Origin of the sequence: Pseudomonas sp. NPDC086251 (assembly GCF_044746405.1) — a bacterium.
In the GTDB taxonomy this organism is placed as follows: Bacteria; Pseudomonadota; Gammaproteobacteria; order Pseudomonadales; family Pseudomonadaceae; genus Aquipseudomonas.
The window spans coordinates 1-26,513 of record NZ_JBIVBY010000056.1; the positions used below are offsets into that span (position 1 = coordinate 1).

23 protein-coding genes and 2 pseudogenes are annotated in these 26,513 nt (G+C 60.5%); 12 read left to right on the plus strand and 13 right to left on the minus strand.

Annotated features, from left to right (window positions below):
- The 3 genes and pseudogenes from ACIPL2_RS33660 to ACIPL2_RS33670 form a co-directional block, all read left to right on the plus strand.
- A pseudogene (locus ACIPL2_RS33660) lies at nt 1-129 on the plus strand (electron transfer flavoprotein subunit alpha/FixB family protein); the annotation flags it as partial.
- Nucleotides 130-154: 25 nt separating this feature from the next.
- Nucleotides 155-997 (plus strand): MaoC family dehydratase N-terminal domain-containing protein, encoded by an 843-nt coding sequence (locus ACIPL2_RS33665; protein ID WP_401364734.1) that lies wholly within the window; start codon nt 155-157, stop codon nt 995-997.
- Nucleotides 994-1,809 carry an HpcH/HpaI aldolase/citrate lyase family protein gene (locus ACIPL2_RS33670; RefSeq protein WP_401364736.1) on the plus strand — a complete coding sequence of 272 codons (816 nt, stop codon included), beginning with the start codon at nt 994-996 and terminating at the stop codon, nt 1,807-1,809. Before ACIPL2_RS33665 ends, ACIPL2_RS33670 begins: the two co-directional genes overlap by 4 nt.
- Nucleotides 1,810-1,882: 73 nt before the next feature.
- Here ACIPL2_RS33670 and ACIPL2_RS33675 read toward each other — a convergent pair whose 3' ends face one another.
- Nucleotides 1,883-2,311 carry a general stress protein gene (locus ACIPL2_RS33675; RefSeq protein ID WP_401364739.1) on the minus strand — a complete coding sequence of 143 codons (429 nt, stop codon included), beginning with the start codon at nt 2,309-2,311 and terminating at the stop codon, nt 1,883-1,885.
- A gap of 268 nt (nt 2,312-2,579) precedes the next feature.
- Here ACIPL2_RS33675 and ACIPL2_RS33680 point away from each other — a divergent pair, with 268 nt between their 5' ends.
- On the plus strand, nt 2,580-3,137 hold the full coding sequence (locus tag ACIPL2_RS33680) for an ATP-dependent Clp protease proteolytic subunit (protein WP_059405629.1): 558 nt from the start codon (nt 2,580-2,582) through the stop codon (nt 3,135-3,137).
- Here ACIPL2_RS33680 and ACIPL2_RS33685 read toward each other — a convergent pair.
- Complete coding sequence (locus ACIPL2_RS33685) at nt 3,124-4,290, minus strand: carboxylate-amine ligase (RefSeq protein WP_401364790.1); 1,167 nt, start codon at nt 4,288-4,290, stop codon at nt 3,124-3,126. The two genes, ACIPL2_RS33680 and ACIPL2_RS33685, sit on opposite strands and share 14 nt — an antisense overlap.
- A gap of 197 nt (nt 4,291-4,487) precedes the next feature.
- On the opposite strand from ACIPL2_RS33685, the gene ACIPL2_RS33690 reads away from it, so the two are divergent.
- Complete coding sequence (locus ACIPL2_RS33690; RefSeq protein WP_401364742.1) at nt 4,488-4,736, plus strand: DUF6555 family protein; 249 nt, start codon at nt 4,488-4,490, stop codon at nt 4,734-4,736.
- A 31-nt stretch (nt 4,737-4,767) separates the two neighbouring features.
- Here the strand turns inward: ACIPL2_RS33690 and ACIPL2_RS33695 are convergent, their stop codons facing one another.
- The 5 genes from ACIPL2_RS33695 to ACIPL2_RS33715 all read right to left on the minus strand — a co-directional run bounded on the left by ACIPL2_RS33695 (nt 4,768) and on the right by ACIPL2_RS33715 (nt 9,020).
- Nucleotides 4,768-5,697 (minus strand): ZIP family metal transporter, encoded by a 930-nt coding sequence (locus ACIPL2_RS33695; protein WP_401364745.1) that lies wholly within the window; start codon nt 5,695-5,697, stop codon nt 4,768-4,770.
- A gap of 236 nt (nt 5,698-5,933) precedes the next feature.
- Nucleotides 5,934-6,818 (minus strand): manganese catalase family protein, encoded by an 885-nt coding sequence (locus ACIPL2_RS33700; RefSeq protein ID WP_401364748.1) that lies wholly within the window; start codon nt 6,816-6,818, stop codon nt 5,934-5,936.
- A 299-nt stretch (nt 6,819-7,117) separates the two neighbouring features.
- Entirely contained in the window at nt 7,118-7,942 is an 825-nt protein-coding gene (locus tag ACIPL2_RS33705) for a DUF3618 domain-containing protein (RefSeq protein WP_401364751.1), read from the minus strand.
- Nucleotides 7,939-8,370: a phage holin family protein gene (locus tag ACIPL2_RS33710; protein WP_401364754.1), complete on the minus strand. Its 432-nt coding sequence runs from the start codon at nt 8,368-8,370 to the stop codon at nt 7,939-7,941. Before ACIPL2_RS33710 ends, ACIPL2_RS33705 begins: the two co-directional genes overlap by 4 nt.
- Nucleotides 8,370-9,020 carry a hypothetical protein gene (locus ACIPL2_RS33715; protein ID WP_401364757.1) on the minus strand — a complete coding sequence of 217 codons (651 nt, stop codon included), beginning with the start codon at nt 9,018-9,020 and terminating at the stop codon, nt 8,370-8,372. Before ACIPL2_RS33715 ends, ACIPL2_RS33710 begins: the two co-directional genes overlap by 1 nt.
- A gap of 751 nt (nt 9,021-9,771) precedes the next feature.
- Between ACIPL2_RS33715 and wecB the strand changes: the two genes are divergently transcribed.
- From wecB to ACIPL2_RS33750, 7 genes are read left to right on the plus strand one after another with little or no spacing between them, the layout of a single operon-like run.
- A complete protein-coding gene (wecB, locus tag ACIPL2_RS33720) occupies nt 9,772-10,938 on the plus strand; it encodes a non-hydrolyzing UDP-N-acetylglucosamine 2-epimerase (protein ID WP_401364760.1) in 1,167 nt (388 codons plus the stop codon).
- Nucleotides 10,939-10,974: 36 nt separating this feature from the next.
- A complete protein-coding gene (locus ACIPL2_RS33725) occupies nt 10,975-13,188 on the plus strand; it encodes a hypothetical protein (RefSeq protein ID WP_401364763.1) in 2,214 nt (737 codons plus the stop codon).
- Between the two features lie 12 nt (nt 13,189-13,200).
- Nucleotides 13,201-15,315: a glycosyl transferase family protein gene (locus ACIPL2_RS33730; protein WP_401364766.1), complete on the plus strand. Its 2,115-nt coding sequence runs from the start codon at nt 13,201-13,203 to the stop codon at nt 15,313-15,315.
- The gene (locus tag ACIPL2_RS33735) at nt 15,312-17,855 is read left to right on the plus strand and encodes a bacteriophage N4 adsorption protein A (RefSeq protein ID WP_401364769.1); all 2,544 of its coding nucleotides are present in this window, start codon (nt 15,312-15,314) and stop codon (nt 17,853-17,855) included. The genes ACIPL2_RS33730 and ACIPL2_RS33735 overlap by 4 nt, the downstream gene beginning before the upstream one ends.
- 8 nt (nt 17,856-17,863) lie before the next feature.
- The gene (locus tag ACIPL2_RS33740; protein ID WP_401364772.1) at nt 17,864-18,520 is read left to right on the plus strand and encodes an alginate O-acetyltransferase AlgF; all 657 of its coding nucleotides are present in this window, start codon (nt 17,864-17,866) and stop codon (nt 18,518-18,520) included.
- Nucleotides 18,517-19,506, plus strand: coding sequence for a twin-arginine translocation pathway signal (locus tag ACIPL2_RS33745; protein WP_401364775.1), 990 nt, complete (start codon nt 18,517-18,519; stop codon nt 19,504-19,506). Before ACIPL2_RS33740 ends, ACIPL2_RS33745 begins: the two co-directional genes overlap by 4 nt.
- 44 nt (nt 19,507-19,550) lie before the next feature.
- Nucleotides 19,551-20,366: a hypothetical protein gene (locus ACIPL2_RS33750; protein WP_401364793.1), complete on the plus strand. Its 816-nt coding sequence runs from the start codon at nt 19,551-19,553 to the stop codon at nt 20,364-20,366.
- On the opposite strand, the gene ACIPL2_RS33755 is transcribed toward ACIPL2_RS33750, so the two are convergent.
- The 6 genes and pseudogenes from ACIPL2_RS33755 to ACIPL2_RS33780 form a co-directional block, all read right to left on the minus strand.
- Nucleotides 20,363-21,751 (minus strand): MFS transporter, encoded by a 1,389-nt coding sequence (locus ACIPL2_RS33755; RefSeq protein WP_401364777.1) that lies wholly within the window; start codon nt 21,749-21,751, stop codon nt 20,363-20,365. The genes ACIPL2_RS33750 and ACIPL2_RS33755 overlap by 4 nt on opposite strands.
- Before the next feature lie 273 nt (nt 21,752-22,024).
- Entirely contained in the window at nt 22,025-22,327 is a 303-nt protein-coding gene (locus ACIPL2_RS33760; protein ID WP_401364780.1) for a Dabb family protein, read from the minus strand.
- Between the two features lie 36 nt (nt 22,328-22,363).
- Nucleotides 22,364-23,554 carry a multiple monosaccharide ABC transporter permease gene (gene mmsB, locus ACIPL2_RS33765; protein ID WP_401364783.1) on the minus strand — a complete coding sequence of 397 codons (1,191 nt, stop codon included), beginning with the start codon at nt 23,552-23,554 and terminating at the stop codon, nt 22,364-22,366.
- A complete protein-coding gene (gene mmsA / locus ACIPL2_RS33770; RefSeq protein WP_401364785.1) occupies nt 23,551-25,086 on the minus strand; it encodes a multiple monosaccharide ABC transporter ATP-binding protein in 1,536 nt (511 codons plus the stop codon). The genes mmsB and mmsA overlap by 4 nt, the downstream gene beginning before the upstream one ends.
- Before the next feature lie 39 nt (nt 25,087-25,125).
- Complete coding sequence (chvE, locus tag ACIPL2_RS33775) at nt 25,126-26,196, minus strand: multiple monosaccharide ABC transporter substrate-binding protein (protein WP_401364788.1); 1,071 nt, start codon at nt 26,194-26,196, stop codon at nt 25,126-25,128.
- Nucleotides 26,197-26,301: 105 nt separating this feature from the next.
- Nucleotides 26,302-26,513, minus strand: a pseudogene (locus ACIPL2_RS33780) (gfo/Idh/MocA family oxidoreductase); the annotation flags it as partial.

Sequence of the window (26,513 nt, forward strand, 5' to 3'; positions counted from 1 at the left end):
GGCATGAAAGACTCCAAAGTGATCGTTGCGATCAACAAGGACGAAGAAGCGCCGATCTTCCAGGTGGCCGATTACGGCCTGGTGGCGGACTTGTTTGACGCGATTCCAGAAATGGCCGCCCTGGCCTGATCACCGACCGACAGGAATGATGACGATGAGCACTTTCGATTTTTCAGCCTGGATTGGCCGTCGCCAGGAAAACCAGGACCGGATCAGTTTCACCTTGGTGAAGCGCATTGCCGCGACATTCAGCGAAGCGCCACCGTTGCCGGGCGAACCGCTACCGCCGCTGTGGCACTGGGCGTTCTTTCAAGAGCCGGTGGCCGCCAGCGAACTGGGCCCGGACGGTCACCCAGCGCTCGGCGGCTTCCTGCCGCCGGCCCACAACCGCAATCGCATGTGGGCCGGCAGCCGAATCGAGTTCTACCAGCCGTTGACGGTAGAGGCCGATGTCACCTGCGTATCGACCATTCTCAACGTCGAGGAAAAGCACGGCCGCACCGGATCGTTGCTGTTTGTCACGGTACGCCATGAGTATTTCCAGGACGGCCAGCGCGCACTGCTGGACGAGCAGGACATCGTCTACCGTGAACCGACACCGCCCAAACTGAACAGCAGCGACACAGTCCCTGAAGGCCAATGGCATGAACAGGTCGAACCCTCCCCGACCCTGCTGTTCCGCTATTCCGCCGTGACCTTCAATGGGCATCGGATTCACTATGACTGGCCTTACGTCACAGAGACCGAAGGCTACCCGGGGCTGGTGGTGCATGGCCCATTGATCGCCACGCTGAACCTGCGTGCCTTTACCCGTGCGCACCCGACTGCGCGACTGCAGCGTTTCACCTTCCGTGGCCTGCGGCCGCTGATTTCACCCCAACCTTTCGAGGTGGGCGGCCGTTTGACCGGTAGCGACAAGGCGCAGCTCTGGGCCGGCAATCAGCACGGCACCGCACAGATCGCCGAAGTCGAGTTCACCGAGGAAGAAACAGCATGAATACGTCGGTAGTTCGTTCCGCCCTGTTTGTGCCCGCCACGCGTCCCGAACGCATCCTCAAAGCCCTCGCCAGCGGCGCGGACCGGGTCATTGTCGACCTGGAAGATGCCGTGCAGGAAAACCAAAAGGAACACGCCAGGGATAACCTTGAGCGCTTTTTGAATGAACATCCGGATGCGCGGATTCTGGTGCGCGTCAATGCTGCGGATCACTGGGCACACGCCGCAGATCTGGATCTTTGCCGACGCCATGCCGGCGTGACCGCCCTTCTGCTGCCCAAAGCAGAAAGCGCGGTGCAGGTGTCCACCGCGAATAGCAGCGGCAAGCCTGTCTGGCCGATCATCGAGAGCGCCAAAGGCTTGGCGGCACTCGATTCGATCGCCAGCGCTCAAGGCGTTGAGCGTTTGTCATTTGGTAGCCTTGATTTGGGTCTGGACCTGAACCTGACCACCGGCAGTCGTGCCGCTGAAGAGTTCCTCAGTCACGCCCGCTACGCGGTATTGCTGTGGACGCGGGTGGCTGGCCTGGCCCCGGCGCTGGACGGGGTTTTCCCCTCAATCCAGGACACCCCCGGCCTGCACAATGCCGTCCAATTCGCCCGTGACATGGGCTTTGGCGGTGCACTTTGCATCCACCCCAGCCAAGTGGCAATCATTCATCAAGCGTTAAAGCCCAGCAATGAAGAGCTGCAGTGGGCACAGCGCATCATGGAAGCCGCGACCTCAGGTGAAGGCGTTTTTGTACTGGATGGGCAAATGGTCGACGCGCCGGTTATTGGCCGTGCGCAAGCCATTCTGCAGCGCGCGATTTGAGGCTGACAGCTCATCGGCTGCGTAAAAATCAAGCCCCGAAAACAACACGGGGCTTGATGTGAATCACACGGCATCAGGACTTACGTCCGCCGTCAGGGCCCTGGTCACCTCCTTTGCGCCCTGCATCAGACATTTTATCCTTGTCGGCCAAGTTACCGCCGCGACCGCTTCCCTGGCCGCCGCTGGTCGACTGATCCGCATCGGGGGATTGCCGGCCGCCCGAAGCCTGGCCGCCTTTCTGGCCTGGCTGCGAGGTTTTGTCGCTGTCATCGGTAAAGCTGCCTCCGCGTCCTGCGCCCTGACCGCCGCCGGACATACGGTCAGCGTCTTTGGACTGCTGTCCGCCTGAAGCCATGCCACCTTTTTGGCCCGCTTCAGAAGCCCGTTGTGGATCGTTGGCAAAATTGCCGCCTGATGCCTCCCCGCCTTTCTTGCCGGCTTGCGAGGCCTTGTCCCGGTCTTTGTCAAAGCCTCCGGGGTTGTTGTTTCCGGTGTTAGCCATTTTTGTTCACCTCGTTCTTTCTCAGGGACGAGCGCGTTGCTCGCCTACAATTACGAGGTCATGAAAAATCGAAAGTTTGAACGGAATTGCGCCTCTCAAGACGGGCGGAATAGGCCAGATAGTTCCCGGAAAATCTGCGCTGAGCGACTGACGGCCGGGGCACCGCCGATCACCCTGCGATTGGATTATTTTTCAAAAGAGTTCAGATTTTCACTAGGCTATAAAGGCGCTTGAATCCAGCGTGCATCGTGCAATGGGAGGTCAGTCGATGACCGAACACATCGTCCATTTTCACTGCCAGATCGATCAGGGCACGACCGAGCGTTTCAGGGATTGTTGTCTTGAAGCCATCGATCAAGGCGCTACGTCGTTGCTGTTGAATCTGTCGACGTGTGGTGGCAGCACCAATTTCGGCTTTACGCTCTACACCTTCCTGAAGTCATTGCCGGTGCCGCTGTGCGCGATCAATGCGGGCAACATCGAGTCAATGGGCATCATCATGTTTTTGGCCGCAAGCCGGCGCATCACCTCGCCTCACGCGCGCTTTTTGATTCACCCGATGAACTGGTATTTCAGTCAAAAATCGGTCGACCATCAACGCTTGCGCGAGTACCTGTCGAGCCTCGACAACGACCTCGCGCGCTATGTACAGATTTTCACCCTCGAGACCGCTGAGGCAGAAACCAAACTGGATATTTTCCATTGCCTGTCAGCGGAAGAGAAAGTCATCGCCGCCCACGAATCCCTGGCCTATGGCATCGCTCATGAGATGCAGCAAATGGTCTTCGCCGATGACGTCAAACACTGGAAAGTCAGCGGTGGATGAGCAAGGGCGCGGTTGCTGCTGAATCAGACGGCTCTTGCGCCGTTTCCATCAACAATTGGTCCACGACTTGCGTCAGAGCCGCAGGCACCTCCGCTCCGCCGCGCAGGGCTCGTCCGTAGGCGTGCCTCTGCCGCTCTGCACTGGTTCCGTCCCGGAGTATTTGGCGAGCGTGGGAAAAGACGTTTTCTACGCACAGTTTCTGCGCGGTTGCGCCCAGCATCTGCTGCGCCAGGAACAGCCACTGCTCGGCAGAGAATGGTCGGTCGTAACCTTCAACGATGAAAGAGGCATGGATGCCATATCGTTTGGCCCGCCAGCGATTTTCCTTGAGTATCCATTGGGACGCTTGCGAATAGGCCGATCCCGGCCGGGGTTGCTCCATGGCGTAGGCGACCAGCAATCGAAACAACGAGGCCATGCACAATGCGTCGTCCACGCGTGGGCAAGCGTCCGTCATGCGTAATTCCAGGGTCGGATACCGAGCGGCAGGCCGAACGCCCCACCAGCATTCGCTGGCCTGTTTGATCGTACCGGTACGGATCAACAAAGCGACGTAGGCGGCATAGGCCGCTTCGTCCTTGAAGAACTCCGGAATGCCCATCCTCGGCCACTCGTCACACACCGTCTGCCGGTAGCTCATAAAGCCGCTGTCGGCGCCGTCCCAGAAGGGTGAGGAGCTGCTGAGTGCCAGCAGCAATGGCGTCCATGGCAAGACTTCGTTCATCACCTGAATACGGTCCAGGTGCCCGGCGATTTCAACATGCACGTGCAAACCGGATAACAGGCTGCGCCGAGCCACGCACTGGTAGTCTTCAAACAGTTGAAGAAAATGATCCTGCTCTGTGGCCCGTTGCGTACGCCAGTCGGCCAACGGATGGCTCCCGGCACAGAGCAGCCCCAGGCCAAAAGATTCCAGTGCGCAGCGCAGTCTTTTGCGAGCCGTGACAAGGTACTCCTCGGCCTGCGCAAGGCTGGTGAAGATCGGGGAAGCCACTTCGATCTGCCCCTGGAACATCTCTTCAGCGAAACACTCGCCCATCACCTGCTTGCACGCTTCAATCGACGCGCCAGGAGGCTGCTCGGACATGCGTCGAGTGTCCAGATCAGTGATGAAGTATTCCTCTTCAATGCCGAACCTTAATGGCCTGTTTATCGAATTCATAGCAATGCAATCCCTGAGCTATTTCTGCTGGGTCAACAGGATTCGATGCAGGTTCACAAGCGCCGACAAGAGGTGCCAATCCGAAGGAAAAAAACACCCGATTCAAACGCTTCAAAGCGTCGTTTAAACACTTTGAATTTTTTTTGACGCGCTCACTCCTTTGTCTATGAGCAAAAGGAGGGGGACTCATGAACCGCACTGATCTCTTCGTCATCGAGTACAAACTTCATGGCGAGCCGAAGTCTTTCATCATCCGGGCCAAGGCGATGAGCAATGCAGATGCCTGGCACTGGGCGAGTTGTGATGCCGGATTAGCGCCTATTCCAAAACCGGGGAAGCCGCCGCTCAAAGTCGTCTCCAAACCTCAAGCGGAGAGGTACGGAGTCACGGAAGTGAAATGGCGCGAGTCTGCAATGCTGGACTGGACGGAGGTTTAGTCTTCATGGACGGTCAATGCGAAGCTGGTGTTCAGCCCAACGCGGTATCGAGAAACATCATGACCCCGAAGCCCAGCATCAGGCCCAACGTGGCGGGCGTTTCGTGGCCATTACGATGGGTTTCGGGAATGACTTCATGGGAAACGACAAAAATCATTGCGCCGGCGGCGAGGCCTAACGCAACGGGGTAACCCAGGGCGAAACTGGTGGATAGACCGAGGCCGATGACAGCGCCTAACGGCTCCATCAGCCCTGATCCGACGGCAATCAACGCTGCTCGCAGGGTCGAGATGCCGGTCACGCGCAGCGCCAGCGCGATGGCCAGTCCTTCGGGGATGTCCTGGATAGCGATGGCCGTGGTCAGCGGCAAACCCACCTGCATATCGCCAGTGGCAAAGCTGACGCCGATGGCCATGCCCTCGGGCAAGTTATGCAGTGTGATCGCCAGAACGAACAGCCAGACTCGATTGATGCGCTGGACATCCGGGCCTTTGCGTCCACTCTTCTGGTGCTCATGGGGGATAAAGCGATCCAGCCCAATCATCAGTGCCACGCCCAACACCAACCCCAGGACCACGACGCACGCCGCCAGTAGCTTGTTGCCGCAAATCGACTGCGCCGCCGCAATGCCGGGAAGGATCAGCGAAAAGGAGCTGGCGGCGAGCATCATGCCGGCGGCGAAGCCCAGCATGATGTCCTGGGTCCGGGCGGCGATGTCGCGCAACACCACCGCCACCACCGCACCGAGCGCGGTCGCGCCAAACCCCGAGAGGCCACCGAGGAACGCATACTGCAGGTTGACCCGGTTGGCCCCGGTGAAGGCGCTGTAGCCACTGATCAGCAAAAGAACGCAGACACCCACAACGGTTGACCAGAAAAACAGGCTCAGCCAGCTGCCGCTCTTGCCGATGTCAAACCAGGCGTGCCAGGGCGTTTTGACCGGTGAAGAATGCTCCGACATGAGAACACCTATTTTCCATTGGAGCGCTTATGCGTGGCTCGTGGGGCCAGCGTGTGAATTTGTCTGGACAGCCGTGAAGCGTCTCGCTCGAAGGCCATCGCGGTGGCACTGAACAGACGCGAAAAGCCCTCCACCGACTGCGCAGAAGAAATGCTTGTTTTAGAGATCATCAGGCTCACCTCAACACGTGGAAAAAATAAAGGAGCCGCACGCCTGAGCAGCGTGCGGTGATCCCGTCAGGCATTGGCTCTTTCCTGCATACCGGCCCCCAGATCTGCGCCGGTGATGGGATCGCTGTCCGGGTCAGACATCGTTCGTACTTTCATGTCCAGCAGCAGGCCTTCCTCCTCCTCACTCAGCTGAACGCTGGCGCTGCCGTCCCCGCCATCGACGGCGGGCATCGGCTCTTCCACGTACTCCCACTCCTCACCCTCGTTCCATGGACCGCGGGTGCTTCCTTCGCCCTGGGACAAGTTGAAGTAGACGTTGGTGAACTCAGGCATGCCGGGCAACTTGCCTTGGGGGAAGTTCGGCTGGATCGAGTGCAAGGCTTTTTCAAACGACAATTGGTGAGCGATTTCCCGGGTCATGAGAAATCCCAGCGCCTCTTTCACCCCTGGATCGTCGGTGATGTTCATCAGCCGCTCATAAACAATCTTGGCGCGTGCCTCGGCGGCAATGTTGGACCGCATATCGGCCGTCGGCTCGCCAATGGTGTCGACATAGGCGGCTGACCACGGCACGCCAGCGGAGTTGGTCAGTGGCGCACCCGCCCCGTAGAGCAGACTGGTGATGTGCGAGTCGTTACCGGCGCCATTGATCGCGCGATACAGTTCGCCTTCTTCTTCCACGCCTTCGGCCATGCGGCCCTTGGCGCCCTTGTTGAGCATCACAATGATCGAACCGACGATCTCAAGGTGGCTGAGCTCCTCGGTTGCAATGTCCATCAGCAGGTCTTTTCTTCCCGGATCATCTTCAGCCAATGCTTGAGTGAAGTACCTGGACGCCGCTGCCAGCTCGCCCTGTGCTCCGCCGAATTGCTCAAGTAAAAGGTTCGCCAACCCCGGGTTGGGTTGAGCGACACGCACGGTGTATTGAAGTCGTTTGTTATGTAAGAACATGACGAATCTCCTCAGGCCTAAAAAAGACGGTGTCACTCATTCGACGTTTGGCCGAATGCGCCGCCCACAGACATCTGAAGCTGATGCGTCCGGGAAAATTTGATAAAGATCGGTCGCTCGCGACGGGCGGCATTGAGTGGCGTTAATGGTGGGGATTTACCACCAGTCGTCGGTCGTCGACCAATCGATTCAAACTTTTTTTTGCCTGTGATCTCAACCGCTGTCACTGCGATGAGCGTGAAAACGACGGATAAAAAAACGGGAGGTCAAGGCTGACCTCCCGTCTTTCATTCAGGCTTTTACGAAGTACCTAAGCCATGTGATAAATCGGCTGGCGAATCGGCGGCGGGTCGACGCTCGCCCTCCGGTTTGACGTCCATGTCCGAATGATCGGTGGTCTTTGTCACCGTATCGCGCACCGCCTCAAAACCCTCCCGTGCCTGTTGCTTGACCTTGTCGGTCAGGCCCGCGCTGGTCTTGCCAAGGTACCGTTGCTCGGTCGCCGTCGATGGCAATGCCGCCCCCAGCATGGCGCCCAGGGCGATGCCCGCAGCGGCAACCATCAAGGGTTGTTCCTTGAGCAAATGGCTGAATTGGTCAGTCATCACGTGGGTGCTGCGCACTAACCGGTCACTGGCGTCATGCACTGCGTGGCTGATGTTTTCGGTGGCGGCGCCCAGGTTATCCGTCAGGTTGGCAGCCTTGCCTTTGACGGCCAGGTAACCCTCCTTGAGCGAATCAGTGGTGTGGTGCAAATGCTCACGCGCACTGTCGATGCCATCCGCCAGGCCCTCGGCCCATTCGCCAACCCTGTCCTGATCGGGGCTTGTTGAATAAACCGGGCGTGGGGTCGGTGGACGGTTCTGACTCATCATCAGCCACAGCAACCCGACCGATGTCAGTACTGCAGGCACAGGGTTGTTACGCACGCTGGTGCCCAGATTGCTCAGGAACAGCGTGCCATTGCTCTGCATCATGCCCAGCGCCTGATCGAACATCTGACCCGGGGTGAATTTGCTTTCCAGCGCATCAACGATGTTGCCAATGCTGGCCCGCTGCGCATCGATTTCACGATCGATGGTTTCAGGACTTTTTTGCGATTCAAGTTCAAATTCACGGTTCATGAGACTTTCCTCCGCAGGGCTTCCTGGTCTTTATTCAAAGCGTCCAGTGTGCGATCCGGCTTGAAGTTGGACGGCTCGAATTGTTTTTTTCCTGACTGCAACATGGCGAACCCGATGATCATCACCACGACACCCACAATCAGCGCCGCCAACCAGGGCGCCATCACCATGCTCAGTCCGTAGACGGCCGACATCAACAAGATGATGAAGCCTGCCAGCAGCACAATCGCACCGCCCGCAACCGCGGCAAGGCCGGCCTTGAGCGTCGTAAGGCTGGCTTGAAGCTCGGCTTTGGCCAAGGCCAGTTCCTTGGTGAACAGCGCGGGCACTTCACGCGATAACTGGCGTAACAAGCCGACCACTGACGCGTCATGTTCAGTGGCGGACACCGGTCTGGTGCCGGGGAAATCTGAATCTTCTCTGTTCATCACAGTTCTCCTTTGAAGGCTGCCGAGCCGGGTGTGGAGGTCGTTGCGAAGTCCGAAGGATGGTCGTGTTCATTCGGCGATGCCGGCGTGATGCCCGTGGCCAGACCGGCGCCTGAATCGGTGCGCGGTGCAACGGACGTTTCATAAGGGCGTTGGGCGCCATAACCGCCTGACGGCGGCATTGAGTGGCCTGCTGCCGTGTCGCCGGCATCGGGGAAAGTCGCCGCGGGGGCGCTGCCGGCTTTCAGGAATCGCGACAGGCCAAAACCCAGCGCCACACTGCCGGCAATGAAAAGCGCAGGGTTGTTGCGCGCCAGGTTCGCCGCATCGTGCAGTAGCTGCTCGGCACTCTTTCCACGCAGGTTGCCCGCCAGGCCGCTCATGGACTCCGCCATGTCTGACAGGTAGTCGGACATACCCAGCGTGTCTTTGGCTTCAATCTCGGAAACGAAGGATTTCGCCCCCTGCGCCAGCGCCTCGATCTGGTCTGCTGCGGTGTCGCGGTATTGCCCAAACTGGGCGTCGGCCTGCTGTCTCGCACTGCCAAGCGTCTCTGTTACGTTCTCCTTCAAATGTTGAAAATCCTGCTCCGGTCTTCCGGAGCCGTTCTGGTCAGTGTGACCGTCCGTTCTGGTGTCTGAAGTATTCATGACTGCCCTCGCCCTCTGGATAAAAAAGCGTTATCGGGTTCGCCACGAAATGCCCGTAGCCCCCCTCATTCCAGATGACGGAGCAGGATTATGGGAGTTCCAACGAAATGATGAGCGATGCACTGGCAAAACCAGATCGGCAACAGTCAACGGCCAACCGAATGTTAGTTTTTCGATTTTACTCGCCTTCAAAATAACTTCTTACTTGATAACGACAATATAAAGGCGCCATTTAAGTGACTGGTACAGCGGTGATAATTCCGGCAAACTGGCGCCATTAAAGCAATACAGCGCGACCCAGATAAACAGCCAATAATTCCGACGCCCCGACAAACGGACAATAAAATAAAAATAACAATAAAATCACGACTTTAGCCACTTAAATAACGTTTATAACAACCCTTCAGAAAATCTCGAAAAACTAGAAAAGACCCGCGCCAAATACAAAAGTTTCAAACTTATTCACTTAAATAAAAAACGCATATAGCCCTTTGAAATAAGCGCATTCGATGCTAATAATCCCGGCCGGATGCGGGCTCCAGATGACGCACCACCCGACACAAGTGACTGCCTGCTCTCTCTGATTACCCGGTTTCTACTAACTCCAACTAACGCTAGCGAGTTCAAGTTTCAATAAAACTTGATCCGCTGTTGTGCTGCGCACTGACTGCGCAAGGAAGACATCATCGTTCACCCTCATTCAAGGATGAAAATCCTTTCGATCTTCGGTACCCGCCCGGAAGCCATCAAGATGGCCCCTTTGGTCAAGGCCCTCGCGGCGGAACCCGGCATTCATTCGCTGATATGCGTCACCGGCCAACATCAAAGCATGCTTAACCAGGTGCTGGATCTGTTCGACCTCAAGGCTGATTTCACCCTCGACGTCATGACGCCCCACCAGACGCTCAACTCGCTGACGGCGGCGCTTTACGCGGCGATTGATCCGGTGCTGGAACAGACCCGGCCGGACCGGGTGCTGGTGCATGGCGACACGACCTCGGCGATGGTCGCCGCGATGGCGGCGTTTCACCGACGGATCCCGGTCGGCCATGTCGAAGCCGGGTTGCGAACCGGTGATATCTACAGTCCGTGGCCGGAAGAAATGAACCGACGCTGCATCGATCTGGGCGCGGACATGCTCTTTGCGCCGACCCACGAATCGCGCAACAACCTGCTCGACGAGCGCCTTCAAGGTCGGTCCTTCGTGACCGGCAATACGGTGATCGACGCGTTGCAGATAACGGCGCGACGCATCGAGCAGGACGCCGGGTTGCGTGCAAGCCTGGACGAGCAATTCCTGTTCCTGCAACCCGGCCGCAAGGTGCTGCTGGTGACCGGGCACCGTCGGGAAAACTTCGGCGAAGGCTTCCTTGATATCTGCAAGGCGCTGAGCCACTTGGCTCGACGGGCTGATATCCAGATCGTCTATCCGGTGCACTTGAACCCGAATGTCATGGGCCCGGTCACCGAGCACTTGGGCGACCTGCCCAACGTGCACCTGATCAAGCCACTGGACTACCTGGCATTCGTGCGCCTGATGCAACGGGCGCATGTGATCCTCACCGACTCCGGAGGTGTACAGGAAGAAGCACCGTCCCTGGGCAAACCCGTGCTCGTCATGCGTGACGTGACCGAGCGCCCCGAAGCGGTCGCTGCGGGCACTGTGCGCCTGGTCGGCACGTCGCCGGACTCGATCATCGCCGGCGTCAACGCGCTGTTCGATGACGAGCTGCTGTGGCGTCGTTGCTCCCAGGCGGCCAACCCTTATGGCGACGGCAAGGCCAGTGCCCGCATCGTCGATGCCCTGATGGGGCGTCCGGTCGATGATTTTGTCGTGACACCGGTGCCATTACCCAAGTTCCTGCACCAACCGTCAGGGGCGCGTGTGCCCGAAAAAAATCACCCGGCTTTCACCTGAACCGCTCCTCCCCTTATCAGCTCGAGATCTGCCTGAATGAAGTCTTCCGTTGCCATCCATACGGGTGCGCTCAGCGCCCTTGCCTGTGGCGTGAGCCTGCTCGCGCTCATGCCGACCTTTGCCCTGGCCGCGGACAGCCCGCTCACCCAGGCGATCAACCGGCTCAACGCCGATACGCGCCAGGAGCGTGAAATCCGCTTGAGCGATCTGGGGATCGACGCCCCGATCATCCTCGGTTCCACCGATGCCCGACGCGAACTGTACCTGCCCGTGCCGGCGGGTGTGCCGCTGACGGACGCTACCCTGAATTTCGACGCCAGCTACCTGAATGGCGAAGGTGGCCGCAACACGCTGCTGCTGTCGCTGGACGGTTATCCGGTGCGTGCAGAAGGGCTTAGCGAAGCCCAGGGCGACGCCAGCGCCACGCTCGGCGTGGATAAGAAAGCGCGAGAAAACGGCTCGTTGCGCCTCGGCGTTGCCTGGTCCTCCATCGTGTCCCGTGTGCTGTGCGAAGACGAACGCGCCATCGGCAACGTATTGCGCATCGAACCGGACACCCGCCTCACTTACAGCTACGACGCCAACCAGTTGCAGGACGTCGGTGCTGCCTGGACGGCATTACCCGGCAAGCCGGGCATCATGGTCGCGCCGGGCACCTTGTCCGCCGAAAGCTACGACGCCGCCTGGCGCCTGGGTGTCGCGCTGGAGCGGATTGGCAAGCACAGCCGCATCCTGCCCTTCCCCGCCGTACAAGACAGCGTTGACCTGAGCGGTCTGCGCATTCCGGCTGAACTGCAAATGATTCCAGCCTTCGCCAGCCTCAACGTCAAAGGCCCGCACGTGCTGGCGAACCCGGCGGAAATCGGTGCGCTGTTGATGTTGGGACAGACGCCGAACGTTCAAGCGGACCTGGCCATCAACGATCCGCAACTGCTCAATGCCGTCAATCAATCCCTGGACGCGCTGCAGAGCCAGATTCAAGGCCTTGACGCCACGGCAGCCAGCGCCTTCACGCAATGGCGTGAACGGCATATCAATGCCGGCCTGGCCGCCGCCGGCACTGACAATGTGCGCCTGGCATTGCTCGGCACACGCCCGGTGCTGATGATCGCGCCACAGGCGACCGGTAAGGCGCTGGCCTTGTTCAGTTCGGCCTGGAACACCCTGGCACGCAGCCGTCAATTGACGATCAGCGAAGCACAGATGCCCTTGAGCGCCGACGGCCGTGTGGCCTTGTCGCGTTTGGGCGGCAACCCCGGCACCCTCGACGTGCTGGCCAAGTCCGACTGGAGCACCTCGTTCCCGCTGGGCAGCGTCGCCTACGACGGGCGCTTGCCGGTGAAGGCCGTGATCGATCTGTCTGCCGCCCCCGGCGCTTCGGATACCGCGCCGGTGGCCTCGCTGTTTCTCAACGATTACCTGATCGGCGCGCAACAGTTGGTGGCCGACGGTGAGAAGCAACGCATCGAAGCGCGAATCCCGCGTTACGCCCTGGGTTCGAAAAACGTGCTGCGCGTCTCTTTCCAGCGTCAGCCCGTCAGCGATCGTTGCCTGGAAACACCGCAGGCCTTCCCGGTCTCGGTGCTCCCGACCAGCCACATCGTGCTGGAAAAAACCGCGCTGGATGATGACTTCTCCGGCATGGCCGCGCGCTTTGCCATGGACACGCAAATCCTCGTGCCACAGGCCTACCTCGAGCATCCGGCGAGCAGCTTGCCGCAGGTGATTTCGGTCGCTGACGGCGCCGGCGTTTCACCGCTGCGTGCGCATTTGAGTGTCAGTGCCGATCCGAAAATGTCGGCGACGCCGGACAAAGCCTTCCTGGCGTTCGAGCTGCCGATCAAGGACAGCAAGGAATCGGTGCAGGTCGACGAGCAGGGTCGCTTGCGTATCAATCACAAGGATCAAGTGCTGCTGGACGTGCATCCCCTCAACCATCTGGCCTCGCTGCAAGTGGTGGATGCCGGCGGCCAGCACGGCCTGGTCTATCGCGCCCTGGGCAACAATGCGCCGCGCTTCGCCAAGCAGATTCTGCTGACCCGCGGCGACGTGGCCATCCTCGGTGACAACGGCACGCTGTCCACCTTCGATGCCAAGGATCCGAGTGGCAGCCAACTGATCGACAACGAAGAACCCAAGGGCCTGGACGCCTGGCGCACGCCGTCGCTGTTGTGGCTGATTCCGGGTGGCATTCTGTTGGTCCTCATCCTGATGCTGGCTGGCCGTAACGCCCGTCGCAATCGCCAGTAACGGAACCCTTCGATGACGTCGCTTTATTGGCCCTATTGGCTGGCCCACTACTACAGCTTCCTGGAGATCTCGACCATTGTGGTTGCGGTGCTGATTCTGATCTCCAGCCTGGACGACCTGTTTATTGACTTGTGGTACTGGTCTCGCCGGCTGTTTCGCAAGTTCACTGCGGATCGCCGCTACCGGCCGCTGACCGCCGAGCAATTGCTGGCCCGGGATGAACAGCCACTGGCAATCATGGTCCCGGCCTGGCTGGAATATGACGTCATCGCCCCGATGATCGAAAACATGGTGTCGACCCTGGATTACCAGAACTATGTGGTTTTCGTCGGTACCTACATCAACGACCAGCGCACCATCGATGAAGTGGAACGCATGCGTCGCCGTTACAAGCAGCTGCATCGCGTGGAAGTCCCGCATGCCGGGCCGACCTGCAAAGCCGACTGCCTGAACTGGGTGATCCAGGCCATCTTCCTGCACGAAAAAACCCACGGCATGACCTTCGCCGGTGTCGTCTTGCACGACAGCGAGGACGTGCTGCACCCGCTGGAATTGCGCCTGTTCAACTACTTGCTGCCGCGCAAGGACATGATCCAGTTGCCCGTGGTTTCGCTGGAGCGCAACTGGTACGAATGGGTCGCCGGTACGTACATGGACGAATTCGCCGAATGGCACGGCAAGGATCTGGTGGTGCGTGAAAGCATGACCGACACGGTGCCGTCGGCCGGGGTCGGCACCTGTTTCTCCCATCGTGCCCTGCGAGTGCTGGCCGGGGAAACCCAGAACCAGCCGTTCAACACTGACAGTCTCACCGAGGACTACGACGTCGGCGCACGCCTGGCCAAGGTCGGCATGAACGCGATCTTCGTGCGTTTCCCGGTGCAGTTTCGCGTGTTGCGCAAATCATGGTTTCGCAAGCCTTACGAATCGACCCTGCAGATGCCGTTGTGCGTACGTGAATTCTTTCCCGACACCTTCCGCACCGCATTCCGCCAGAAAGCCCGCTGGACACTCGGCATCGGCTTGCAAGGCTGGGAGCAAATGGGCTGGAGCGGCTCGCTGGCCAACCGATACCTGCTGTTCCGTGACCGCAAAGGTATCGTGACGGCGTTCATCAGCATCCTCGCCTACGTGATTCTGCTGCAGTTGGTGGGCTTGATTATCCTGCGCCAGAGTGGCCTGTGGGACGTGAGTTTCCCGACGCCGTTTGAAACCGGCGGCGTGATCAGCTACTTGTTGGTGGCCAACGGAATCGCGCTGGCCTGGCGTATCGCGCACCGCTGCTATTTCACCACCGTGCTGTACGGCTGGCAGCATGGTTTGCTGTCCATTCCGCGGATGGTCGTGGGCAACTTCGTCAACTTCATGGCCGCCTCACGGGCCTGGCGCATGTTCCTCGTCGGCAAGGTGCTGAACCGCAAGCTGGTGTGGGACAAGACCATGCACGACTTCCCGTCCACCGACCTCGTCGCGGCGGCACCGCGCAAGTTGGGTAGCGTGTTGCTGTCCTGGCAGGCGATCAACGACGCCGACCTGCAAAGCGCCCTCGCCGAACAGAAAACCCGGCACATGCCGTTGGGGCGGATATTGCTCAGTAACGGCTGGCTGGACGACGAGACGCTGGCGGAAGCCATCGCTTTCCAGAACGACTTGCCGCGTGTGTTCGATGTGGCGGCCATGGCCGAGGAATCCACCCAGACCCTGGACGATGAATTCGCCCTGCGCTGGCGTGTGGTGCCGCTCGGCTTGAATGCCGACGGCCGGGCGCAAGTCGCGGTGGCCAGCCCGCTGACGGCTGAAGGCCTGCAACAGATCAGCGATGAACTGGGCAGCGAACCGGTGCAGTTGATTGCCCGTGAAAGCGAAATCGTCGCGCAATTGCGTCAACTGAACGTGCGTGAAGGCCAATCGGTGCCGGATGCGCGAGCGCCGCTGCTGGGCGACCTGTTGATCGAAATGGGCCTGCTGGATCGCGACGTGTTCAGTCGCGCCATGTTGCAGTACCGCCCACAGCATCACGGCCGCATCGGCGACTACCTGGTCGACAGCGGCGTGCTGCCCCGCGCCACCATCGAAAAGGCCGTAGCACGTCAGCACAGCCACTACCCTGCGGAGCTTCCGGCATGAACCGTCCCTTCCTGACCCTCATGGCCACGGGACTGAGCCTGTTACCCGTCGTTGCGCATGCCCAGACGCTGCCATTGCCGTTGACCGGCCCGGCCTATGTCACGGCCAACGAGGCCTACAGCGCTTACGAACGCAAAGATTACGACCTGGCCATCGCCAAGGCCCGCGAAGCGTTGCGGCAGCGGGCCGATATCACCCGTTTGAACACGTTGATTACCCTGGCGCAGCGCGACAAGGACCTGCGTGATCATCCCAAGCGCTACCCGCAGTCACGCCAGGCCCCAGGCTTCGGCGCCGCGGCCCAGGCATTCAAGGCCTATGATCGTGATGACTTCGGCGCGGCCGCCCAGGCGGCACGCAAGGCGATCGCCCAGGCGCCAAAACGCATGGATTATCGACTGCTGCTGATCGAGTCCTTGCAGCGTCAACAACAGCTGCAAGCCGCTGATCAGGCCACCACCCAGGCACTCGCCATCTTCCCGGATGACGATACCTTGCTGATGCGTCGCGAAGCGATTCGTCGGCAACTGGCGGCGCCGCTGGCGGTCGAGGGTTATCACGCCCTGGAGCAAGGCAATGTCACCCTGGCCGTTGACCAGTCCAGGAAAGCCGTCGCCTGGGCGCCCGAGATCAGTGCCAATCAGCAATTGCTGATCAGTGCGTTGCTGGCTGGCAAGGATTACCCCGCCGCCGAACAGGCCGCGTCTGCCGCACTGGCACAGGACGATGGGGAGATCGCACCGTGGATTTTGCGCAGCTATGCCCTCGATCGCCAGGGCAAGACCCGGTTGGCCCAGGCTGATTTGAATCACGCACTGGCCATCGATGGCCTGCTGGAAGCGGAAACCCGCGACATTCGGTTTTTCGCCGCCGGCGCCGCACTGGCCCACGGTGAACCGCAACAGGCGCTCGATCATTTGCAGCCGCTGGCCGACGATGACAGCGGCGAAGTGGCTCGCCGACGCACTGCCGCGCAAATGGCGTTGCGGCAGAAAAACAACGGCTTCAACACTGTCGCCCTGTTTCCGGCCCCCGCCTTGAACTGTCAGGAAAGCGCCTTCGGCCTGGTCTGCGATATCTGGCCGGGCAACCTGCGCGATGCCGGCACCGACACGGCCACCCAGGCCTACGCGGCCTTGGCCCGCAAGGACGCCGAGACCGCCGTTGCCCTGGCGCAGGTAGCCATTGACCGCGCGCCGCAAAATCCGGCGTACCGACGTCTGTTGGTCAGCGCCCTGAGTGAGCAGAAACGTCTGCCCGAAGCCATTGCGGCCGCCAGCGACGGCCTCAAGATCAATGGCGATGACGCGCGGCTGTTGGCCCAGCGCGGTCGTCTGCGCCAGCAAACGGGTGACGACGCCGGGGCTCGCAAGGACTTCACCCAGGCCCTGGCACTGGGCAGCCTGCCCGCTTACGAGGAGGCCAGCCTGTACGCGGCCATCGGTCAGCGCCGAACGGCGCGCGAGCGCTTGCAGCAAGCGCGGGACACCGGCGAACTGGAATCGATGAGTGACCTGCAAATGGCCTATCTGTCGGTCCAGGCGGGTGATGATGAAGGCGCCCATACGTCGTTCCGCAAAGCCGATGCCGAAACCCGGCTCACGCCGACGGCGACGCAGGACGCGGCGTATAACGCGATGCGGGTCAATGACGACGAGCAAGCGGTCAGCTATTTCAAGCGTGTTATTGACGCCCAGAACGCCGGCGAGCTGGACATGCCCGCGCAGCAGCTGTTCGACACCCGTCGTGCGGTGGCGGATGTCTCGCGCACCTGGGGCTTGACCAGCACCACCAGTTATCGCGGCAACAATTCCAGCAGTGGCCTGAGTTCAGCCCCCAGCGGTGGCAGCACCAGCAATGACAGTTTGCAAAACAGCACCGAACTGTCCTGGCGTCCCTTGGGTTATCGCAACGCCCGCTTTGTCGAACTCTACGGACGCGTGACTGACACGCTGTGGAGCAAGAACGGCGATTCAGATACCGGTTTCGATGCGCTGCAAGGCGCGGTCGGCGTTCGGGTCAAACCGTTCACCTCGCTGAACGTGATGGCAGCGGTCGAGCGCACATTCCCCTTGGGATCGTCGGACGTCGACGGTGATTGGCTGGTACGTCTGGGTTATGGCGCGAGCGTCGGCACCGACCTGCGGGTCGATGCGGCCAGCTGGTGGACCTCGCAGCTGTTCGCCGAAGCCGGGCACTACATCAACGACTCGCGGGACTATTTCAACAGCGAATGGCAGGTGGGCCGCAGCTACGCCATCGGTGGCGCCGGCTCGCGCTGGGTGAGTTTCCCGCATGTGGTGGCCGCGTTCGACTACGACTCGAAAATGAACAGCGGGACCGATGCCGATGGCAACACCGACTCTTCATCCGGCAAGGCCGGTGGCGTGGGTGTCGGTAACAACGTCCGCTACTGGTTCCGCGAGGATGCCTACAACGCGCCCCGCTCCTACGTGGATTTTTCCCTGCAGTACCGCGTGAAGGTGCTGGGCGATGATCGCGCTCAAGGCGTGTTCGGCCGCCTGACCTACTCCTATTGAGGATTTGCATGAACGTTCGAGTTTTTTGCTGCCTGGGTCTTGCCCTGGTCCCGACGTGGGCGGCGCACGCCGCCCCTGAAATCGCCCAACTGTACCCGCCGAAATTGCCCGAAGGCTCGGCCTGGGTGCGGGTGGTCAATCCCGGCAACACCGCCGCGCAGGTTCGCATCGACCAAGGCGCGACCTTTGCCCTTTCCGCCCAAGCGACAGTGGCCAGTCCCTTTCAGGTGGTGGATTCGCGACAGCCGCTGCACGTGACCGTCAATGGTCGCGAGATAACCGGTCTCACCGCGCCAAAAAGCACGTGGGTCACGCTGATTCTCGACAGCGACCCGGCACGCGCCCCCCGCCTGGTCATCGACCCGCCACAACGCGGCAAAGACCTGCGCGCCGAGCTCAACGTGTACAACCTGGGCAGCGGTTGCGAATCGGCCGACATTAAATTGGCCAATGGCGCCGCGGTCTTCAGCCAGGTGCCGTTCAACGGACAAGCCCAACGCACGATCAACCCGGTGCAGGCGACGCTGGTTGCCAGCTGCAATGAGACCTCCAGCCTGCCGTTGAAGCTGGCCCCCTTCAAGGCCGGCGATCGTTACAGCCTGTTCCTGATCGGCTCGCGCAAGGCGCCGCGCCTGATTGGCCTGGTGGACGAGACCGCACCATGAACCGTCACTGCAAACCCGAACGCTTTTTCCGTCGATGGTCAGTGCCCGCGATGATCGCCGGACTGCTGGCGAGCCTGCCCGGCACTGGCGTCCAGGCAGCTTCGGCGGTGATCACCGGCGACGGCGGCTGGTTATTCCCGGCCTGGGAAAGCGTGAGCAAGGTCGATAATCCCGGCACGGCTCGCAACATTGCCCTGATCAAACAGATCCAGCAGGCACTTGAACACCAACACATCGGGTTGATCGTGCTGGTGGTGCCGATGAAAGCGCCGTTTTACACCCAGCGCCTGCCCGCCGATCAGCCCTTGAGCCCGGCTGTGATACAGCGCTATGACCACCTGCAAAACGATCTGACCCAGGCAGGCCTCGGCACGCTGAACATCAAGCCGATCCTGCAACGGACCGAGCAAGGCAACCAGACCGCGTTTTACCGCGCCGACTATCACTGGACGGCGTGGAGCGCGGAAAACACTGCCGACGCCACGGCGCAGCTCATCAACACGAGCTACCGCCTGCAAGGTGAACCCGGCGGTGGCGCGGCGCTGGGCCAGTGGTTCGACCGACGCGCGTTCGGCGACCTGGCGAGCAATTTCCTCCCGGCGATCAAGCGCAAGGCGATTGGTCGAGACATCTACACCGTTCGCCATCAAGCCGAGAAAGACTTGCTGATCGATGATGCGCCGGCGCCGGTCCAGGTGATCGGCAACAGCTTTGTCCAGCCTTACCTTGGCTTTACGCAGAAGCTGTCGAATGCCTTGGACCGTCCCGTTGCACTGACCTGGAATCCCGGCGACGTCGGGCCGTGGGCGACGCTGCTGCAATACCTGGAGTCTGCAGATTTTGCCCAGCACAAGCCGCAAGTGATCGTCTGGCAATTCAATGAGGGCCAGTTCCACCTCGGCCCTGACGCGGCGGCCAATTGGAACGCAAAAGGCGTCACCTCGCTGAGCCAGTGGCATCAACGCATCAAAAAGGCACTGCCGTGAACGTCTTCAACCACACCGTCAGTCGCGGGGCTGTTGTAGCGCTGCTGTTGGCCGTCACGCTCGCCGCAGCGACCGGCCTGCTCTACGTGACGCGCACCCAGGCTGTCGAACCGGACATCGTCGGCATCGTCTGGCAGCCGGACAACCAGACCGTTGGCATCAACGGGCACTGGGAAAAACTCGGCGCCCGTGAGTTGCTGGTGCAGTGGACGGTCGTCGACGATCAGGCGTTCATTCCCGGGACAGGCCTGCCCGGTGTGCCGGTGCTGCCCGATTGGGCGCGCATCGCCAAGGCGCCGTGGGCGCAGGATGTCATCCTTGGGCTGGCGGGTTACTTCAGCGAAAACCGCTCGCGGGACAACATCGAGCAACTGGCGGCGGTCTCGGAACGCATCGCCAAACTGCCGACGCCGTTACACGTCACCGGCTGGTATTTCCCCGCTGAAGTCGACCCGAGCTGGACCCGTGCCAAAGAGCTGCCCGCCCTGCTGGCCAAGTTACCGCGACCGTTGTGGATCAGCGTGTATGACGGCGCCAACATCGGCCCCGTCGCCACGGCCGAATGGCTCAAACAGTGGCTGCCGGATGACATTGGCGTGTTCTTCCAGGACGGCGTTGGTGTTTACGCCCGCAGCGCGCCGGTCGCCAGAACCTACGCCGACGCCTTGCGCCAGCGTCTGGGGGAAAACCGTGTGCGGATCATCGTCGAAGCCTTTCGCCCCAACTTCGGTGGCGGATTTCGTTCCGCGACGGCGCCCGAGCTGAAGACACAATTGGCGGCCTATGGCGGCTATCCGCTCTACCTGTTCGACGGGCCGCACTACGTGACGCCGGAGTTGGTGGAGCAATTGGTGCGCTAACGCTGCAACACCGATTCCCCCGCCTGCGGCGGCAGGCGCAGGTTGTCCAGCAAGGCGAGGCCGGCAATCACCGCCACACACAGGAACGTCAGCTGAAAGTCGACCGTCCCGGCCTGCCCTGTGGTGCCATGGATGTTCATCGCCAGGCGCAGCAGCAACGCGCCGATGGCCACGCCCATCGCCATGCTCAATTGGAAGAACATGCTGAACAAGGTGGACGCGTCGCTCATCTGCTCCTTGGGGATTTCGGCAAACGCTAGTGTGTTGAACACGGTGAACTGCATGGAGCGTGACAAGCCGCCGACGAAGAGGATGAACACGATCAGCGCCGGGCTCATGCGCTCGTCCAGCAACGCACACGCCGCGATCGCCAGTACACCCAGGACGCCGTTGACCATCAGCACCGGACGAAATCCCCAACGCTGCATCACCCAGGTGGTAAACGGTTTCATCGCCAGGTTGCCGGCAAATACCGCCAGGACCAGCAGCCCCGCATCGAACGCAGACAGACCGAAGGCCAGTTGAAACATCAGCGGCAAGAGGAACGGCAAGGTGCTGATCGCGATCCGGAACATCGAACCCCCGCACAGGCAGACGCTGAAGGTGCGAATACCGGTGACACCCAACGCCAACAAGGGTTGCGCATGCCGACGCATATGGCGCCAGGCAAACACACCGAGCACCACACCGGCACCGCTCAGCGCCAGCCCTTGCAGCCAATCGGCGCGGTTTTGCCCGAGCATCTCCACGCCATACAACAAGGCAGCGCTGGCGATGCCGACCAGCAGAAAACCACTGAAATCGAATGCCCTCGGGCTGGCATCGTCACGTTTGGGAATCAAGGCCAGCGCGGCAATCAGCGCCAGCACGCCCAAAGGCAGGTTGAGGTAGAAAATCCACGGCCAGGATGCGTGAGTGACGATGAAACCGCCCACGGGAGGCCCGAGTACCGGCGCCACCAGACCGGGCCAGGTGATGAATGAAATCGCCCGCACCAGGTCTTTTTTCTCGGTGGTACGCAGCACCGCCAGGCGCCCTACCGGGACCATCATTGCTCCGCTGATGCCCTGCAACACCCGCGCGGCGACAAAGGTTTGCAGGCTGTCACTCATGCCACACATCAACGAAGACAGGCTGAACAGCACGATCGCCGAACTGAACACAAGGCGCGAACCGAAGCGGTCCGCCAACCAGCCGCTGATCGGGATGAACACCGCCACGGCAAGCATGTAGGCGCTCATGCCGATGTTCAGGTCCACCGCCGCCACGCCAAACGTCCTGGCCATGTCCGGCAACGCGGTAGCAATCACGGTGGCGTCGAGGTTCTCCATAAAGAACGTGACGGCAACCAACAGCGCAATCCATGTCGAGCGGCGTTGAGACATCGGTCATTCCTGTTCGATACGTCGTTGCCCGACACTGTACGTCAGCCCGGCCGGAAAACGCATACCCGCTGGCCCTGTAGGAGCTGATCGGCCCTGTAGGAGCTGTCGAGCTTGCGAGGCTGCGATCGGCTGCGCAGCAGTCGTAAACCCTGAGCACGCGGTTTTCCTGACACACCGCGCTGCCTGATTTCACGACTGCTGCGCAGCCGATCGCAGCCTCGCAAGCTCGACAGCTCCTACAGGGTCGGCGGCATCACGGTGTGTCGTCGGGACTTACGAGCACACGTAATCAACCTGATGCCGCGCAATACGAGTATTCCCCAACTCGCCCCTCACCCGCAGATGTTCCGGGTGGGAGGCATAAGCATCCAGCGCTTCCTGGGAATCAAACTCGCTGTAGAGCACCACATCGCAGGCATAGTCGATTCGACTCAAATCCACGCCGACCTCAATCTTCAGCAGTCCAGGTATCAGCCCGGCCAGCCCTTCAAACCGTTCCTTGAGGAACAGGCACGCCTGCCTGTGCAACTCAGGCGTTTCACCCTCCAGGTTCCACATCACAATGTGCTTGATCATTGTTGCCTCCCTGCGGTGCCAGTCATGCCTGCCATATCAACCTTTGCTCTTCTGATACACGTCTACGAATACCGCCGCCAGCAACACAGCGCCTTTGATCATCTGCTGGTAATCGATGCCAATACCCATGATCGACATGCCGTTGTTGAGCACCCCCATGATGAAAGCGCCGATCACCACACCGACAACCTTGCCAACCCCACCGGACGCGGAGGCGCCACCGATGAACACCGCAGCGATCACATCCAGCTCGAACCCGGTGCCGCCGCGCGGTGTCGCGCTGTTGAGGCGAGCAACGAAAATCAGCCCGGCCACCGCCGCCAGCACGCCCATGTTGACGAAGGCGAAGAAGGTCACCCGCGAGGTGTTGATCCCCGACAGCCTGGCGGCCTTGAGGTTGCCACCCACCGCGTAGATCCAGCGGCCGATCACGGTGCGGTTCATGATGAAGGTGTACACCCCGATCAACACGCTCATGATCACCAGCACTGTAGGGATGCCGCGGTAGGTCGAGAGCAGGTAGCAGAAGTACACGATGAGCGCCGCGACCAGGCCATTTTTCAGCGCGAACAGGGTCATCGGGGCGACATTGCCGCCGCTCTTGAGGGTGCGTTTACGACTGCGATACTCAACCACCCAGAACGCCGCCGCAACGGCGATGCCCAGCAGCAACGAGGTAATGCGCAGGTTTTCACCGGCGAAGACGTCCGGGATAAAACCTGAGCTGATCGCCGAAAAAGCCGGCGGAAACGGCCCGATCGATTGCCCCTGGGAGATCGCGATGGTCGCGCCGCGAAAGATCAACATGCCGGCCAGGGTGACAATGAACGACGGCATGCCCCACACCGCCACCCAGTAACCCTGCGCCGCGCCAATCAGCGCGCCCGCCGCCAGGCAGATAATCGTTACAGTGAAGAAATCCATTCGATACTGGACCATCAGCACGGCAGCCAGCGCGCCGATCACGCCCACCACCGAACCGACCGAGAGGTCGATGTGGCCGCAGACGATCACCATCAGCATGCCCAGCGCCATGACCACGATGTAGCTGTTCTGCAACAACAGGTTGGTCAGGTTGAGCGGCTGCATCAGCGCCCCGCCGGTGGCCACCAGGAAGAACACCATGATGACGAACAACGAGGCCAGCAGACCGTATTCGCGCGCGCCGCGCTTGAATGACGTGAGCGCCGTTGGTTTGGATGTGAGAGGTACGCTGACTTCGCTCACTGGATCACCTCATTTTTCATGATTGCGTGCATGATTTTTTCCTGCGATGCCTCTGCGATGGGAAACTCGCCGACAAAGCGCCCTTCGTTCATCACATAGATTCGGTCACAGGTCCCCAGCAACTCGGGCATTTCCGAGGAAATCATCACGACGCCCCTGCCCTCGCTGACCACCTGATTGACCACTGCATAAATCTCGTACTTGGCCCCGACATCGATGCCGCGGGTGGGCTCGTCCAGGATCAAGACCTTGGGATCGGAAAACAGCCACTTACCCAGCACGACCTTCTGCTGGTTACCCCCCGAGAGCTTGTCCACCGTCTGCAAGACGTCCGGGCTGCGAATGCGCAGGCGCGTCTGGAAATCGACCGCCACCGCCGTCTCCGCCAGTTCGTTCATCACCCAGCGCCTGGACACGGCAGCGAGGTTGGCCATGCTGGTGTTGCGGGTGATGCTCTCGCCCAATACCAGGCCGGCGCCCTTGCGGTCTTCGGTGGCGTAGGCCAAACCGTGATCGATGGCCTTGCGCACGGTGCCAAGGTCGACTTCACGCCCTTCCAGACGCGCCTTGCCACGAATGTTCGAGCCATAGGAGCGGCCAAACACACTCATGGCGAATTCGGTACGGCCAGCCCCCATCAGCCCGGCAATGCCCACCACTTCACCCCGACGCACGTGGAAATTGATGTTGCGGATGCGGTCGCGTCCGGGGTGCTCCGGGTCGCCGACCGACCAGTCTTCAACTTCGAACAGGGTTCCGCCAATGGCGGGCACGCGCTTCGGATAACGGTCGGAGAGTTCGCGGCCGACCATCGAGCGAATCACCCGGCCTTCATCGATAGGCTCGGCACGACAGTCGATGACATCGACGGTACTGCCATCGCGGATCACCGTGATCTCGTCCGCCACCCGCCCAATTTCATTGAGCTTGTGCGAGATGATGATCGAGGTGATGCCACGCCCCTTGAGCTCGAGCATCAGCTTGAGCAAGGTGTCGCTGTCCTTTTCGTTGAGGCTCGCGGTCGGCTCGTCAAGAATCAGCAGACGCACGTCCTTGGCCAGTGCCTTGGCGATTTCCACCATCTGCTGCTGGCCGATACCGAGGTTGCCGACCAGGGTCTGCGGCCGGGCATCGAGGCCGACCCGCGCGAGTAACTCGCGGGCCCGCGGGTGCGCTTGATCCCAGTCGATCACGCCATGACGGGCGATCTCGTTACCGAGGAACAGGTTCTCGGTGATCGATAGCATGGGCACCAGGGCCAATTCCTGGTGAATGATGCAGATGCCCAGCGCCTCACTGTCGCGCAGCCCCTGGAACGTTCGCGGCGCGCCATCGAAGACGATTTCACCGGTGAAGCTGCCATGCGGATAGACGCCGCTGAGGATCTTCATCAGGGTCGATTTGCCAGCGCCATTCTCACCGCAGATCGCATGGATTTCGCCATCGCCGACCTTGAGGTTGACCCGGCTGAGTGCCTTTACCGGGCCGAAGCATTTCTGGATATCACGCATGTCGAGAATCGTTTTTGTCATTTTCTTTCTCCTGCCAGCACGCACCGATCGTGAACTGCCTCAGCGCAACTGCTCAGGCGTGTAGAACCTGGTGTCATCGACGAGGACTTTCTGCCAGTTGTTGCCATCGACCAGTTGCGGGGTCAGCAACTGGGTCGGCACGATCATCGAACCGTTGTCGTAGGACGTGGAGTCGTTGACCACGACGGTCTTGCCGCTCAAGGTCGCGTCCATCATCTGCGCGGCGGCTTCGGCGAGGGCGCGGGTGTCCTTGAAGATGGTCGAGGACTGGTCGCCGCGAAAGATCGACTTGATGCTGGAAATCTCGGCATCCTGGCCGGTCACGATCGGCATCGCTTGCTTGCCCGTGCCATAGCCCACACCCCGCAACGAAGACACCACGCCATTGGCGATCTGATCGTTCATGGCCAGTACCGCGTCCAGATGGGCGGTGCCGTAGAAAGCGCTGAGCAGGTTATCCATGCGCGCCTGGGCCTGGGCACCGTCCCAGTTCGGCGTGGCAACTTTGTCCAGGTCCTGCTGGCCGCTGCGAATCACCAGCTTGCCACTGTCGATGAAAGGCTTGAGCTGCGACATCACCCCCGCGTACACCACATGGGCGTTGTTGTCGTCCGTTGAGCCGGCGAAAATCTCCAGGTTGAACGGGCCTTTGCCCTGCTTGAGCTGCAGCTTGTCGACGATGGACTGGCCCTGCAGCACGCCGGTGCGGTAGTTATCGAAGGTGACGTAGTAGTCGAAGTCTTTGGTGTTGCGGATCAGACGATCATAGGAAATGACCTTGATGCCTTTCTCCTTGGCCTGCTTGAGCACATCGGCCATGGTCGTGCCATCGATCGGCGCGACAATGAGGCCCTTGATGCCCTTGACCATCATGTTTTCGATTTGCGACAGCTGGGTCGGCGCTTCGTACTGGGCGTATTGCAAGTCGGTGTCGTAACCGAGTTTTTTCAACGAGTCGACGATATTGCTACCGTCCGAGACCCAGCGCGCTTCGGTTTTCGAGGGCATGGCAATGCCAATCGTGCCCTTGGTGTTGGTTTCATTCTTCGAGCAGGCACTGATGGCCAGGCCCAACAGTATTGCCGCGGCAACCTTGATGATCGTGTGCATGGTGTCCTCTTCTTTTTGTTGTTGGCATTTCTCGGGGATGCAACTGCCCGTCCGGCTCTGTTGACAGAGCCGGCGGGGGCGTTTCGCCTACGGGATTACAAACTGCTAATTAACCAGGATGACTTCCTGGCCATTCAACTCAGCGGACTCGAACAGCGCTTCGAGGATCACGTTGATGTTATGCGCCTGACTGGCCGGCACCGTCGAAGGGCTGCCGGTGCGCAACGACTGGACGAAGGCAGCGGCTTCGCGATCGAAATACACCGGCTTACCGAACTCGGCGATTTCCGCGGAATAGACGGATTTGCGCACCGCCC

Bases quoted from the DNA above. Each gene is read 5' to 3' on its own strand.
- ACIPL2_RS33705 (WP_401364751.1), bottom strand. From the start codon at position 7,942: ATGAACCGTGAATTTGAACTTGAATCGCAAAAAAGTCCTGAAACCATC.
- ACIPL2_RS33710 (WP_401364754.1), bottom strand. From the start codon at position 8,370: ATGAACAGAGAAGATTCAGATTTCCCCGGCACCAGACCGGTGTCCGCC.
- ACIPL2_RS33680 (WP_059405629.1), top strand. From the start codon at position 2,580: ATGACCGAACACATCGTCCATTTTCACTGCCAGATCGATCAGGGCACG.
- ACIPL2_RS33740 (WP_401364772.1), top strand. From the start codon at position 17,864: ATGAACGTTCGAGTTTTTTGCTGCCTGGGTCTTGCCCTGGTCCCGACG.
- ACIPL2_RS33670 (WP_401364736.1), top strand. From the start codon at position 994: ATGAATACGTCGGTAGTTCGTTCCGCCCTGTTTGTGCCCGCCACGCGT.
- wecB (WP_401364760.1), top strand. From the start codon at position 9,772: ATGGCCCCTTTGGTCAAGGCCCTCGCGGCGGAACCCGGCATTCATTCG.
- ACIPL2_RS33755 (WP_401364777.1), bottom strand. From the start codon at position 21,751: ATGTCTCAACGCCGCTCGACATGGATTGCGCTGTTGGTTGCCGTCACG.
- ACIPL2_RS33675 (WP_401364739.1), bottom strand. From the start codon at position 2,311: ATGGCTAACACCGGAAACAACAACCCCGGAGGCTTTGACAAAGACCGG.
- ACIPL2_RS33735 (WP_401364769.1), top strand. From the start codon at position 15,312: ATGAACCGTCCCTTCCTGACCCTCATGGCCACGGGACTGAGCCTGTTA.
- mmsA (WP_401364785.1), bottom strand. From the start codon at position 25,086: ATGACAAAAACGATTCTCGACATGCGTGATATCCAGAAATGCTTCGGC.
- ACIPL2_RS33695 (WP_401364745.1), bottom strand. From the start codon at position 5,697: ATGTCGGAGCATTCTTCACCGGTCAAAACGCCCTGGCACGCCTGGTTT.
- ACIPL2_RS33745 (WP_401364775.1), top strand. From the start codon at position 18,517: ATGAACCGTCACTGCAAACCCGAACGCTTTTTCCGTCGATGGTCAGTG.
- ACIPL2_RS33760 (WP_401364780.1), bottom strand. From the start codon at position 22,327: ATGATCAAGCACATTGTGATGTGGAACCTGGAGGGTGAAACGCCTGAG.
- ACIPL2_RS33690 (WP_401364742.1), top strand. From the start codon at position 4,488: ATGAACCGCACTGATCTCTTCGTCATCGAGTACAAACTTCATGGCGAG.
- ACIPL2_RS33730 (WP_401364766.1), top strand. From the start codon at position 13,201: ATGACGTCGCTTTATTGGCCCTATTGGCTGGCCCACTACTACAGCTTC.
- ACIPL2_RS33665 (WP_401364734.1), top strand. From the start codon at position 155: ATGAGCACTTTCGATTTTTCAGCCTGGATTGGCCGTCGCCAGGAAAAC.
- chvE (WP_401364788.1), bottom strand. From the start codon at position 26,196: ATGCACACGATCATCAAGGTTGCCGCGGCAATACTGTTGGGCCTGGCC.
- ACIPL2_RS33700 (WP_401364748.1), bottom strand. From the start codon at position 6,818: ATGTTCTTACATAACAAACGACTTCAATACACCGTGCGTGTCGCTCAA.
- ACIPL2_RS33715 (WP_401364757.1), bottom strand. From the start codon at position 9,020: ATGAATACTTCAGACACCAGAACGGACGGTCACACTGACCAGAACGGC.
- ACIPL2_RS33725 (WP_401364763.1), top strand. From the start codon at position 10,975: ATGAAGTCTTCCGTTGCCATCCATACGGGTGCGCTCAGCGCCCTTGCC.